Origin of the sequence: Dyadobacter frigoris (assembly GCF_005280585.1) — a bacterium.
In the GTDB taxonomy this organism is placed as follows: Bacteria; Bacteroidota; Bacteroidia; order Cytophagales; family Spirosomataceae; genus Dyadobacter; species Dyadobacter frigoris.
This window is the reverse complement of the sequence record NZ_SZVO01000008.1, coordinates 204,752-217,070: the sequence shown is the minus strand read 5'-3', so window position 1 is coordinate 217,070 and position 12,319 is coordinate 204,752. Positions and strand designations below refer to the sequence as shown.

Below are 12,319 nucleotides of genomic sequence, written 5' to 3'. Positions count from 1 at the left end.
TAAAATCATGAATCAGATGATTAACTACATAAAGTTACAACCTTAATCGTCAAATATAAAAGATACTTAAACCATTATCTAATGCACCCTCCCCAAAACCAAAGAAGTACAATTCCCACCAAAACCAAAAGAATTAGAAAGCACATACCTAACCGGAATCCCGGTTTGAAACTCAATCACAGGCTTTAAATCATATTCTTTCATATTTGTTTCAATATGCAGACTTGGATAAATTTCTGAATACTGAATACTGAATATACTGAAAATGGCCTCAACCGCTCCTGATGCTCCCAGCGTATGCCCGGTATAAGATTTTGTGGAGTTAAAAGGCGGTACTTTTTCAAAAAGTTTTGAAATACCAGTCAACTCGACCTTATCGTTATTGGGCGTTCCGGTTCCATGTGCATTGATGTAATCAATCTCAGAAACACTTATCCCGGCAGATTTTATCGCTTCTTTCATTGAAATAATAGCACCAACTGCCTCATCTGACATAGCCGAAGGATGATGCGCATCATTCGAATTACCATATCCGGCTATTTCCGCATATATCTTTTTATCGCCAACAAGGTCTTCTGATTCCAAAACAAGGTAAGCTGCTGCTTCACCAAGATTTAAACCATCCCGGTTTTCGTCAAAAGGTTTGCAGGGAAATTCCGAGAGGATTTTAAGCGCATTGAAACCGTTGACCGTATATTTTGCCAGCGCATCAACGCCTCCCACAATCACACGTTTGGCGCGACCGGATTTTATCAATCTGGCACCCATCATAATAGCATTTGCGGACGAAGAACAGGCAGTATTGATCGTATCTGTAAATCCGTTGATCTTATATTTTTCAACCAGTTTCAACGTATGCGCACCACAACCGTAAGCTTCCAGATATTCAGATCCTTCGGATTTTAAATTCGCATCTTCATATAGCTGATCTGTGAGACACATCCCTCCTACGGTACTTGCAGAAATAAGGGCGGTATCAAAGGAAGAAATTTCCTGCCCGGTTAAGGCGGCATCATTTACGGCTTCTTCAAATGCCTTTACCGCCAAAAGAGAAGTTCGGGTATACCCTGGCTCATTTTCAAGTCCTAAAACATTTCTCAGTTCATCATTACTAAGTTTCACCTCACCAAAAGGCAAAACAGAAGTGTAATATGATCCGAAATGAACTGCCTTTCCAATTCCTGCTTCTCCACTAAGTAATCCGGCATGATTTCCTTTGACATCATTGCCCAAAGCGGAAATAATACCTATCCCCGTCACATAAACCTTACCCGAAACTTTACGCTTTTTTTGCATTATTGATAATAAACTCTGCCATATGGTTTACATCAACCAGGATTTTCCGGCCTTCAGCAGGATTTGTAATTTTAATTCCATACTCTCTCTCCAACAATACCACCAGTTCGAGCGAATCAATCGAATCAAGGCCCAAATCACCGCCAAACAGAGGTTCGTCGTCTTTTATATCCAGAGGGTTTACATCCAGTAAGTTCAAATATTCAACGATTTGTCCTTTTATAACCGGCTTTAAGCTTTCAATTTCCATTAGTATCAGATAATTTTTTCTATTCTAAGTTTAATATACGTGCAAAGTTGGCAAATCAAAATGAATACTCCCAAAAACAGCATTACCCACCTGAGTTCATGCCAGCTTCCGCCTTTCAAAAAGAGGATGTAAAATCCCTCCAGACACCAGTGCAAAGGTGAAAAATTACTGGCAAACTGCATAAATTCCGGCATCACAAAGGTAGGTACTAAAATGCCGCCAATGGCACCAAAAATAATGATCGATATAGCGCCAAAACCATTTGCCTGCTCCTGTGTGTGTGCCAAAGCTCCGATCAGCAAAGCGTAACTTACCGCTGCCAAACTGCTGATCAAAACGACGGCAGCAAAAGCCGGAAAATTAGTAGGGATTGTTAATTCAGGCAAACCGATTTTTGGCAAAATCCAGACTCCAACCGAAAATGTTAAAGCAACCTGCAAAATAGCTACAATGACATAAATCGCCATTTTACTGAACATGACGAGCATAAAGCTGGTCGGCATTGTTTTTAATCGCAGAAAACTTCCGTTCACACGTTCCTTTACAATATTACTTCCCAAAGAAACGACCATAAAAAACATAGCAAAAATAGTCCAGGCCGGTACGTTATGCTGGGTTGAATTGGGGATAACTGCGGAATTATTATTACTGGCAATAATCTGATTGATCCTTACCCGGTTGGTCGTCATTTTTGCATTGAGCTTATCAGACTTAGCGCCCAGATCCATATCCGAATAAATCCTTTCGATCATCATGGATTTTTCGATCATACCCATATAGGAATCAATCACACCGGTGATAGACGCGCTGTAATTTTCCTGCAAAACAGGATCATGATAAAAAGAAAGTGCAGGCATTTTCTCCATTTTGATTTGTGCAGAATCTTGTTCCAGTCCCAGATCTTTCATCATAATATGGCTCACCTCTCCGGCATTACTTTCCAATCCGGCACTAAACCCGGATGGAATATAAAGTGCGATCATCTTTCCTCTTGCCAGAAGTTCTTTTTTCAAAGCACTTTCAGGAAGATTATTCAAAGTATCAATTTTGAAAAGTCTGGATGTAATCAGCAAATTGAGCAATTCAGCTCCCTGCCGGCCCTCATCATGATTGACAACCAACATAGGAATTTCATTTTCATTCACAATTTTGTAGGCACTATCCTGAATAATCGTAATGATAAAAACCAGAAGAAGGGGCATCACAAACATAAGTGCCAATCCTACTTTGTCGCTGACAAGCAGTAGAAATTCTTTACGTACAGATGAAAAAATTTTGAACATCATATTAATCCCTGTACTCCTCTCCTGTCAGTTTTATAAACAATGATTGCAAACTGGACGCCTCGTTTTCTACCAATAATTCCTGCAAACCACCTTCCACAATAACCTTTCCATGATCGATCAAAGCAATACGGTTACAGAATTCTTCGGCCTCCGACATATGATGAGAAGTGTACACAATCGTTGTGCCAGTTTGGTTAATTTCTTCAAGATATTTGATAATTGCATTCCTGCTCTGCACATCAACTCCTACGGTTGGTTCGTCAAGAAATAAAATGGCAGGGTTATGAATTAGCCCAATAGCAAGATTTACGCGCCTTTTCATGCCTCCTGAAAATGTTCCAACTTTTTTATCTGCCGATTTTGACAAACCCAACGCTTCCAGTAATTCATCAATTCTTGGTGTTAATTCTCTTTTTGACAAATTATACATTGCCCCGAAATAATCCAGATTTTGCCGGGCCGATAATTCCAGATAAAACGCATATTCCTGCGGAACAAAACCTACGAGACTCCTCCGTTCCTGCTCAAAAACCGGTTCTCCTTTTATGAAATAATTGACGCTTCCCGCAGAAGGCGAAATTATTCCGCACAGAATAGAAATAAGTGTAGTTTTTCCTGCGCCATTCGGCCCCAGTAAACCAAAAACATCTGATTGATTTATTTGCAGATTGACTTGGCTCAGACTGTCCTCGCGCGTAGATTTGTACCTTTTGGTAATATTATCAATCTGGATGGCAGGACCGTTGTACATAGTGCAGCAATGTTGAATGGGAAAATTATTATTTCCCCAGATTCAATTTAGAGAGTTTTTGAAAAGCTTCCTTTTCAACAGAACGGATTTCAAGAAGTCTGTCAGCAATTTCATCAAAGCTTTTTTGTTCAGTTAATCTGCCTTTGTAAACGCCAGCCATCTGGATAGCGCCTGCCCGCCACATATCTCCGGATTTTGTAAATTCTTCTGAAATTCCTATCAGGCGATCGTCCTGCAAGTAAGCGGCTGCTTCTTCCAGAAAAGCACCGTATAGAAAACGGAATCCACCACCGCCGGTACCAATTTCTTCCTGCATTCGTACGATCTGACCAAGAAATAAACCAGCCTTTTTCAAACCAAGTTTATCCCGCCATTTCCTGATATTGTTTGAAGTATATCTGATTCCATCCACCCCGGCAAAACTGCCGGGAATATGCAGCATATCACGCACATTCCTGCGAATGCCTTTAACAATTCCTTTTCTGATCATCTCATCACTTACTGTCCCAACGTTTTCAGGATAATAAATGTGTCCTTTGGGAGCAAAAGTACCTTTGGCAAAACGAACCTTATTGAGTTCTTCCACGCTTAAAGATGTAACATCTTCCATGGTCGGATCACTCAATAAATATCTTCCTTCTTCTTTTCCATACACAATAATATTATGTGCATTAAAATGAAAACGGTACTCTTTTGGGAAATAAGTCAAATGAAAAACACCAACCTGACAGCCCACCGGAACATGTTCACTGATCTTTTTATTTAAAAACTCCTCAGCCGATTCAGGACTACCAAATCGTTTACTTTTTACATCAACACCAATAGATTTGCAAGTTCTTTTGAAAATAGCACCGGGCATTGTCCGGAAGGAAATTGCCGGTCCGTTGTTTACAGTCAGAAAAGGAATCTGTATGTAAAAAAGCCCTGAACCCATACCAAAAGCGAGTGGCTCGGTCATGAAGTCAAGGCCATTGTGACGCAACAAAGCTGTGGTCACACCGTTTTCACAATGTGCAGTCTGTACGTGCTGAAATTCTTCTATCTGACTATCGTAGCTCAACGGGATTAACCTTTAAAATTTTTCAATTCGTCCAATGTAATATCAAAGGCGTCTGCGTATTTCTTCAATTTAGTATCACTCAAACCCTTAAAAACCGAAGGTTTGAAATGTCTTTTCACGAAAAAGCTAAGGAAACCAGTATATCCTGAAAGCAATGGAATGTCCATTAACCGAAGCTCCATGAAATAATAAACCGGACTTTTTTCACCGTTTATTACACCTTGGCGTGCTTCTTCAATTCTTTCATTTACATCAACCCAGGCATTATCCAGTGCTTCCTTTTTCACATCCCAGCCTTCACTAAGCGCGGTTTCATACTTTCCATCCTGGTTTTTGACGTAACATACCTCTCTTGTAAAATTGGCAAGTGCGCCCGGATCCTGCGGTAAATCTTCCTTTTTCATTTTATCAAGGTTTTGGATGATTCAACTTATTTCTATTCGATCAACAAACTGTCAACAAACAAAACATGTAGGAGAATCGCGCACTTTCAGGAACAACCAGAAGTATCTTCTCTCCTTTTTTCAATTTACCACTATTAAAAACTTCTTCCAGCATCATATAAATAGAAGCGGCTCCCACATTTCCCTTACTTGCCAGATTGGTAAACCACTTTTCTTTTGGAACTGAAATATCATTTTCAATAAAAAAATCTTCTATTTTCTTTTCAAAAAAGAAACTGGACAAATGCGGCAGGAAATAATTGATTTCATTCATATCCAGCCCACGCTCAGCAATTATATTTTGCAGTTTTACAAAACCAAGTTTTACGATTTTCTCACCCAGCAACTTCACATCCTGTTTTATACTGAATATCGACTTGTCCAAAACTTCCTCGGGTGAAAAGTCTTTGTAACTTTTCAAATTTCCGTCACTCTCCTTATCTGAGCCCATATACATGCAGGCTTCCTCTTCATTTGCAAAAGAACATCCTTCAATCCAGTCTATTTTCAAAGAAATGGCTTCAGGATTAGGCTTATTTTCTATCAAAAAAGCACCCGCTCCATCTGATAACATCCATCTTAAAAAATCTTTTTCAAATGCCAGATATGGATTTTGTTCCAGTTTAATCAATTGCTGCACTTCATCTTCGAACTGACCAGCTCGTAAAACAGGCGACAAACGCTCGGAAGCGCAGGAAACTGCTTTTTTCTTTTCACCAATTTTCACCGACATGTAGGCATATTTCAACGCATGCATTCCGGCACAACAAACGCCTGACGGAGAAACTACCTCAATCGAATCAGTTTCAGGAAGCCACCCGTGCACCATAACACCATGTGACGGCATCAGCTGATCAGGACTTGAAGTAGCACAACTCAGTAAATCAATTTCACTCAACTCTTCGGGCGCATTTGCAAACAAATCTTTAATAGCCAAAGCTGCCATTTCTGCGTTTGTGTGTGTTGCAGTTCCCTCCTTTGTTAATGCATAATACCTGCTTTTTATTCCATTATTGCGGAGAACAATCGCTTTGGATTTCGATGGTTTTCCATTGATATAGCCCAAATATTGTTCCATTTCATCATTAGGAACAGCTTCATTAGGTAAAAATATTGAAATCCTTGTAATATATGCTTCTGACATTATGCTCTGGTTTCTAAACCACAAAAATATTCTTTTTTCTTTTTAATTGAACGTGATGTAAAGGGTGCAACCAACAAATTATAAACAAAAAGTATGATCGGCGCTACAATAAACAGGGCAATCAGAAGATAGTACTTAAAGAAACCAACAAGGCGTTTCCTCTTTTGAGGCGTTGTTCCTTTTTTCTTTATCAGACCTGCCCAAATTCTAAAAATCTTTTTTGCCCTTTCTTCAATGAATAAAATATCCGTAGGAATTTCAATCAATCCAAGACTTAGAATGTTATTTTGAAGATCTCCATAACTTTTGTTTTCCAAAGCATCGTAAACAATTGTACCAAATCTTGACGAACCTTCAATATCCTGCTTGCTAACACCCGGAAGCGGAAAAATATTCCATTTGCTGTCTTTTCTACCGGTAAGCATCCAGTGTAAAATGGTCACTGCGCTGATCAGATTGGAAGTCCTGTCCATTAAAGGAATGTTTGCTACCAGTATCCCTCCCGCATTTTTGATATAAGGCTTCACGCTTTCCTGGGCATTAATCCACATATTTCTGCCTGCAATAATCGTAACAACAGGTTTTCCATTGACCAGGCGCTGAAAAGCCCGATCTTGTAAAATTGACGTGGTGGGGAGAGAAGGTGACAAAAACCAGGGTTGGTAACCGAGTACTATCAAATCGTAATCGACTGATGCATAATTCACAGGCTCCAATTCAATAGCCTCTTCCACTACACATTCAGGCATGGTATCAAAAAACACGTCTGACGTCCATGGAAACGGGAATGGTTTCTTCGGCTTTAAATAAATTCTTTCTACTGAAACAGTATCAAATGGCAACAGAAAATGATCAATAACCTCATCCAGTTGGCCCGACTGCGAATAGCTAATCACCAGGATCTTTTTCAATTCTTATAATGTATTAAGCATGGCGGGTGCGAATCGCCATTCCGTTAGGGTTAAGTAATCAGTTACCTAAATCAGACGCTTTCAGAACTTTCGAATCTTTCGCATAGTTTGAAATGACTGATTTTAAATTTGAATTCAATTTAGAAAATCCATTTACAACGACGGATTTGTCTTCGTACTTATTTTTATTATAACCAAGTATTCCTGGTGCATGCTCTTGTATGGCCAGTCTCAAAAACCGGTATTCCGTATTGGATGGATCTTTCTGAATCACATCTTCCAGCAAATGGGCACCTTTTTTAAATGTTTTCACTTTCCCGTTTACGCCTTTTACAAAACCCGCTTTTTTCATATAAAGTGCTCCCTGATAAGCCGCAACAAGGGAGGATGATTTTTCCTGGTCAAGTCTGTTGATCATGTCATCAATTCCATCCTCAGTAGCACTCGAAAAAGCTTTATAAAATTCAGTTTTATCCACCTCTCTTACGTGAAACGCAGAGAAAATGAAATAAAAAATTAAAAGTATAAACGGCTTCATTTCGCTGAACCTCTGTTTATTAGTCAGAAACACTACTAATTTATTAACAAATACTTATACCCTTTTTTTACATTCCAGAATCGTGTGATAGCTATCTCCGATCAAAGGATAAGTTTCCACTACTTCAAAACCTGCTTCTTTAACCAAAGATTTCATCACTTCAATCCGGTACATTTTACTGTTTCCGTTCGCCATAATTGTAAAATACAACGATGTCGCGACCAGACTAAAATGGGCTGCCGGATAGTTCTGATTATCAAAAAACGGTTCAAGTATAAACAATCTTGTATTCTCAGAAGCCCCTTGATAAGCATTTTTCAATATACAAACTATTTCTTCTTTTGAAAAACAGTCCAGAAACTGGCTCATCCAGATCACATCAGCTCCGTGCGGAATTTTTTGTTCCGTATCCAACAAATTGATCGGATAAAACTCGATCCTGCCGAGCAATCCTTTTTCAGTAGCATTTTGTTTGGCTACTTTAAGTTGAACCGGCAGATCCAGTATTTTTATTTTAACATCCGGATCGTATCCGCAACAGGCAAACGACCATTTTCCCGTATTTCCACCGATATCAAAAATTGTGCCTGTTTTTTGGCTGAAAACAATTTTCAAAGCTTCCGGAAAGGCACCATCCGAATAATAATGATCGAACTCAAACCAGGATTTCTTTGCAGGTTCCGGCAAGATAGATAACCCTTCATAAATCGTAGGCCAGTCGCCAAGTACTTTCAGGCCTTCCGGTTTCCCGTTTTTAATGCTATCCGTCATCGCTTTCGCTCCCAGATAACACACGTCATTCATGAAATTAACATTCACTTTGGTCATTTCATCTTTCAAAAGAAAAAAACCAACCTTGGTAATTTTAACCTTTCCTTCGTCGAAGCATTCAACTACACCTAATATTTCTGCTGCCTCAATCAGCAAATCGACACCGTATTCGGACACATCCAGTTTTTCAATAATCGTTGAAATACTAACTCCTTTACGGTGATTATTTATAAATTCAAGAATTCCCAAATCTCTCAATGCAATGACCGACTGAAAATACATCGGGCCAAAGGCTATTTTTTGTGCTTCAAATTTGGCTTCTATTGCCGATATTTCTTTTTTCATTGTACAAATTAAGGTTCTTTACTCAACGCACCCGAGGAAATCATGCGGTCTTTAAATCTTCGTCTGTATTTTTTCTTTTTCAAATCTTCCTCATGCCAGATAATATACTTGCCCATTGTTCCCTTAATCCGCTGGAAGAAATTCTCTCTGGAAGACAGTTTTACAAACCCGTCTTTCATTGCAAGTTTAGGATCAATTTTGGGTTCATACAAATCCAGCGTCTTCAAAGTATCAATTGCCGTCGGCAAAAGTGCAACAGGTATTTCAAATTTCCGCATAAATTTTCCCATATAGCTGCTTTGGAACGGATCCGTAGCAAGGGCAATTTTCTTAAAACCAAGTCCTTTGGCTAAGCGATAAGAATAATACACGTTTTCCGTGCTGTGTTCCGCCTTTTCTTCCGTAAAAATATTTTGTTTAGGAATACCCAAAGCCTCGGCGTAATAAGCCATCACTTTGCTTTCTACATAAGGCGTAGCCACAGCTGAGCCGGAAAAAATAATATTTTTTGCGTAGCCCTTTTTAAATAAATAATAAGCCCAGTGAATTCTCATTTTATGGACCATATCCCATTCATTTCCCTGGTACGGAAAACCGGGAACAATGATGACATCGTAAGGCTGGTTCTGCTTATCTTTTTCAAATGCTTTAGCTGCTGATCGATAAAATATTTTAGCGCATCCCTGCAACAAGGACATACACAGGATCAACAGGATAAATATTCTTTTCAAAGTACCGGATCGTCAGTTAAGTAAGAAGCTGTACACTATCCTTTTTAAAGGAACCATGTACAGCTTCCGACAGCAATATTATTTTTTTATATTAATAATCAATGGATTATAAAATCAAATATACTTTAAAGACCCATATCTAATTTTATTTTAATGTTTTACTCCACTGTTTGTAATATTTTGAATCAATAGATTTATTGATTTTGTACACGCCGCCTGCCCAATAATTACGAAATCCAAAGCCTCCGGCAGAACCTTCCAGTTTCTCGGTATACAATACTTTTTTGGTCTTCAAATCAATAAAAGTGACCCATGCGAATAACTTTTCAGCGTTTTTATTAAGGCTTTCAACCACATAAACCAAGCCGATTCCGTCTTTCACACTAAGTGAATATTTTGATACTGATTTTTTTACCTGATCCTCTGTGATCACATAAGCATCTTCGGTGATATTATCTTTCACGTCAGCAGATTCATTCAGTTTGATCATATCAGAAACCTTGGTTTCATACTGATCCGGCTTTAATTTAAATACTTCCTGAAGAGAAAATTTCTTCGGCTCGTATTCAATTAAATTGTTCCAGCTCACTATGTGCTGGTTTTTAATTGCAACCGGATCTACAAAACCGGCGCGACCAATGTACTTTGCCTGTGTAAAATCCAGACCTAGAAATACCAGTTTAGCGTTTCCTGCAAACAAATCCGATAAAGTCTGGGCTGAAACCTGACCGGCAAAAAATAATACAATTACAAATAATAGTGATTTTTTCATGACATTGAAATTATGGTATGCTTTCAAAAATATAAAATATTGGTATTATTTCAGCTGTTTTTCAAGAAAAGCTGCCAGAATTTTCCCAGCCTTGGCATAAGATTCTGCAATGCGGGTGCCCGAATCATAATCAAATCCACCAAACTGCCCACCGGCTACATTACTTAAAATAATCTCAGCCACAGTCTTTTTACCGGCTGATTCAACAAGATCAACTTTATAATTTAAATAGGCGTTTTTACGCATTACACCCACATTGAAACCTGGTTCCACATAAGTTGTGCGCACAATAAAAGTATATTTGGCGCCAGTACCCGGTTCGGCTTTTAGTCCTTTGCCTTCCATACCTTTATTAAATAATTCTTCAAATTTCGGTTCATATTTGTTCTTGCGGTCTGCTACCCAGGTTTTCTTCCATTCATCGCCTTTCCCAGGCTCCTTGGCATTATATTCGGCAGATTTTTTATCAAGATATTCCTTTTCCGCAGCAAATTTCCCAACACCGAACTCGGAATAATCGTACTGTACATTAACGGTTTTTTCTCCTGAGAGTACACTAACATCACCTGATCTCAGGTCCACTCCTCTTTGGGCGAAACCGGTTTGAACGGCGAAAAACAGAACGGTAAAAATTGCGGCAAATGTATTCTTTTTCATGCTCAGGGATGATTTTAAATGATAGAAAATCAAATATATATCAACTTTTCCGGTTTCCTTTTTTCCTGTTTGAATATCCGGTGATTTAATTCTTGAGCGGTTATAAATTTCAGCAAGGGAGTAACGCGAAGCCTCGATTTGAACAAAGAATGCAGTTTTTCTTTAAATAAAGGCGTTTCGAGATTCATCGTTAACAGTATCGAAATTTCATCATTTCCGAATTCATTTTTAGAAACAACGACCTGGTATAAATCAATTTCGGGTACCGTATCCAAAACATCAAAAAGTGCCGGTGGAAAAATTGTCGTGCCTTTAAACTTGATCATCTGTTGTTTCCGCCCGACAACAGGCCCCAGCCTCGTTGTATTTCTTCCGCAGATACAAGGCTCATAATATACATTGCAAAGGTCACCGGTTTTATATCGCAGCAGCGGCATTCCCTCAACGCCCAGGGTCGTCACAACAACTTCTCCCAATTCTCCTTCGTCAACGATATCCCCTTCTTCATCAACAACTTCCAGTATCAGCAAATCAGGATTTAAATGTCCGCCTTTTCCTTCCTGGCATTCGGTAAAAGCTGCACCCATCTCTGTGGATGCGTAGGTTGAATATAATTTCACGCCCCATTGTGAAGTGATGCGTTTACCTAATTCGTTATAAGAAAAATCAGGATTACGAATAGGTTCTCCGATACACAAAATTGATTTTACAGAAGAAGATTTAAAGTCAATATTATTTTCCAAAGCATAATCAATCAGCCTGGGAATGAAGGATGGAATTGCAATAAGAACTGTTGGAGAAAACCGCTGAATGGATTCCCATTGTAAAAACGGTGCCCCGGGCCCGACACGGATCATACCTGCACCCATTTTGCGCGCGCCCATCCAATAGGCAAGTCCGGCCATAAAACGACGGTCGATGGTAGTCATCAATTGGTAAATATCATTTTCTGAACCGTTTGCACACCGAAATGCTTCGGCCTCGTTCGTTGCCAATCGTTCAACGTCTTTATCGGTAAGATAAAAAGCAACCGGATCGCTCAGCGTTCCAGAGGTTGTTACAAAGTCAGAAATCTTACTTTTGGGAACACAAAGAAAATCGTCATTATAAAGCGCGAGATCATCTTTTGTAGTGAAGGGGATTTTCGTCAAATCCTCTACTTTTTTTATCGTTTCAATATCAATTCCTTTTTCGGCAAAAACCCTTTTGTAATAGGAGGAATTTATATTGATATATCGAAGAATCTCTGTTAATTTTTCGCTTTGTGATTCGCTAATTTCCTTTGTCATAAACAGGATGAATTGTTAGGGCTGAAATATTCCGGTTGATTTCAGACTTTATAGATCTGTCGGCAAAACTCTCGA

14 protein-coding genes are annotated in these 12,319 nt (G+C 39.0%); all 14 read right to left on the bottom strand.

Translation table 11 applies throughout. The annotated features are described in order from the left end of the window. Positions 1-78 precede the first annotated feature (78 nt). Positions 79-1,296, bottom strand: coding sequence for a beta-ketoacyl-[acyl-carrier-protein] synthase family protein (locus FDK13_RS18135; protein ID WP_137341428.1), 1,218 nt, complete (start codon positions 1,294-1,296; stop codon positions 79-81). Beyond that, positions 1,280-1,546 carry a phosphopantetheine-binding protein gene (locus FDK13_RS18130; protein WP_137341427.1) on the bottom strand — a complete coding sequence of 89 codons (267 nt, stop codon included), beginning with the start codon at positions 1,544-1,546 and terminating at the stop codon, positions 1,280-1,282. Before FDK13_RS18130 ends, FDK13_RS18135 begins: the two co-directional genes overlap by 17 nt. 5 nt (positions 1,547-1,551) lie before the next feature. Then, entirely contained in the window at positions 1,552-2,832 is a 1,281-nt protein-coding gene (locus FDK13_RS18125) for an ABC transporter permease (RefSeq protein ID WP_229216094.1), read from the bottom strand. 1 nt (position 2,833) lies between these two features. Further along, positions 2,834-3,583, bottom strand: coding sequence for an ABC transporter ATP-binding protein (locus FDK13_RS18120; protein WP_137341426.1), 750 nt, complete (start codon positions 3,581-3,583; stop codon positions 2,834-2,836). A gap of 28 nt (positions 3,584-3,611) precedes the next feature. Continuing rightward, complete coding sequence (gene darH / locus FDK13_RS18115) at positions 3,612-4,643, bottom strand: BtrH-related acyltransferase DarH (RefSeq protein WP_137341425.1); 1,032 nt, start codon at positions 4,641-4,643, stop codon at positions 3,612-3,614. Positions 4,644-4,648: 5 nt separating this feature from the next. Beyond that, positions 4,649-5,047, bottom strand: coding sequence for a flexirubin biosynthesis protein DarG (gene DarG / locus FDK13_RS18110; protein WP_137341424.1), 399 nt, complete (start codon positions 5,045-5,047; stop codon positions 4,649-4,651). Between the two features lie 40 nt (positions 5,048-5,087). Further along, positions 5,088-6,230 carry a dialkylresorcinol biosynthesis protein DarB gene (gene darB / locus FDK13_RS18105; RefSeq protein ID WP_137341423.1) on the bottom strand — a complete coding sequence of 381 codons (1,143 nt, stop codon included), beginning with the start codon at positions 6,228-6,230 and terminating at the stop codon, positions 5,088-5,090. After that, on the bottom strand, positions 6,230-7,141 hold the full coding sequence (locus FDK13_RS18100) for a hypothetical protein (protein WP_137341422.1): 912 nt from the start codon (positions 7,139-7,141) through the stop codon (positions 6,230-6,232). Before FDK13_RS18100 ends, darB begins: the two co-directional genes overlap by 1 nt. A gap of 58 nt (positions 7,142-7,199) precedes the next feature. After that, on the bottom strand, positions 7,200-7,679 hold the full coding sequence (locus FDK13_RS18095) for a hypothetical protein (RefSeq protein WP_137341421.1): 480 nt from the start codon (positions 7,677-7,679) through the stop codon (positions 7,200-7,202). Between the two features lie 54 nt (positions 7,680-7,733). Continuing rightward, the gene (locus FDK13_RS18090; protein WP_137341420.1) at positions 7,734-8,795 is read right to left on the bottom strand and encodes a methyltransferase; all 1,062 of its coding nucleotides are present in this window, start codon (positions 8,793-8,795) and stop codon (positions 7,734-7,736) included. A gap of 8 nt (positions 8,796-8,803) precedes the next feature. After that, the gene (locus FDK13_RS18085) at positions 8,804-9,526 is read right to left on the bottom strand and encodes a YdcF family protein (protein ID WP_229216093.1); all 723 of its coding nucleotides are present in this window, start codon (positions 9,524-9,526) and stop codon (positions 8,804-8,806) included. A gap of 145 nt (positions 9,527-9,671) precedes the next feature. Then, positions 9,672-10,298 carry a hypothetical protein gene (locus FDK13_RS18080; RefSeq protein WP_137341419.1) on the bottom strand — a complete coding sequence of 209 codons (627 nt, stop codon included), beginning with the start codon at positions 10,296-10,298 and terminating at the stop codon, positions 9,672-9,674. Positions 10,299-10,343: 45 nt separating this feature from the next. After that, positions 10,344-10,955 carry a hypothetical protein gene (locus tag FDK13_RS18075; RefSeq protein WP_137341418.1) on the bottom strand — a complete coding sequence of 204 codons (612 nt, stop codon included), beginning with the start codon at positions 10,953-10,955 and terminating at the stop codon, positions 10,344-10,346. Positions 10,956-10,984: 29 nt separating this feature from the next. Then, on the bottom strand, positions 10,985-12,244 hold the full coding sequence (gene flxY, locus FDK13_RS18070) for a flexirubin biosynthesis putative acyl-CoA ligase FlxY (RefSeq protein WP_137341417.1): 1,260 nt from the start codon (positions 12,242-12,244) through the stop codon (positions 10,985-10,987). Positions 12,245-12,319: the final 75 nt, after the last annotated feature.

Coding starts and splice junctions, on each gene's coding strand:
- FDK13_RS18135 (WP_137341428.1), bottom strand. CDS start 1,296: ATGCAAAAAAAGCGTAAAGTTTCGGGTAAGGTTTATGTGACGGGGATA.
- FDK13_RS18130 (WP_137341427.1), bottom strand. CDS start 1,546: ATGGAAATTGAAAGCTTAAAGCCGGTTATAAAAGGACAAATCGTTGAA.
- FDK13_RS18125 (WP_229216094.1), bottom strand. CDS start 2,832: ATGATGTTCAAAATTTTTTCATCTGTACGTAAAGAATTTCTACTGCTT.
- FDK13_RS18120 (WP_137341426.1), bottom strand. CDS start 3,583: ATGTACAACGGTCCTGCCATCCAGATTGATAATATTACCAAAAGGTAC.
- DarG (WP_137341424.1), bottom strand. CDS start 5,047: ATGAAAAAGGAAGATTTACCGCAGGATCCGGGCGCACTTGCCAATTTT.
- darB (WP_137341423.1), bottom strand. CDS start 6,230: ATGTCAGAAGCATATATTACAAGGATTTCAATATTTTTACCTAATGAA.
- FDK13_RS18095 (WP_137341421.1), bottom strand. CDS start 7,679: ATGAAGCCGTTTATACTTTTAATTTTTTATTTCATTTTCTCTGCGTTT.
- FDK13_RS18090 (WP_137341420.1), bottom strand. CDS start 8,795: ATGAAAAAAGAAATATCGGCAATAGAAGCCAAATTTGAAGCACAAAAA.
- FDK13_RS18080 (WP_137341419.1), bottom strand. CDS start 10,298: ATGAAAAAATCACTATTATTTGTAATTGTATTATTTTTTGCCGGTCAG.
- FDK13_RS18075 (WP_137341418.1), bottom strand. CDS start 10,955: ATGAAAAAGAATACATTTGCCGCAATTTTTACCGTTCTGTTTTTCGCC.
- flxY (WP_137341417.1), bottom strand. CDS start 12,244: ATGACAAAGGAAATTAGCGAATCACAAAGCGAAAAATTAACAGAGATT.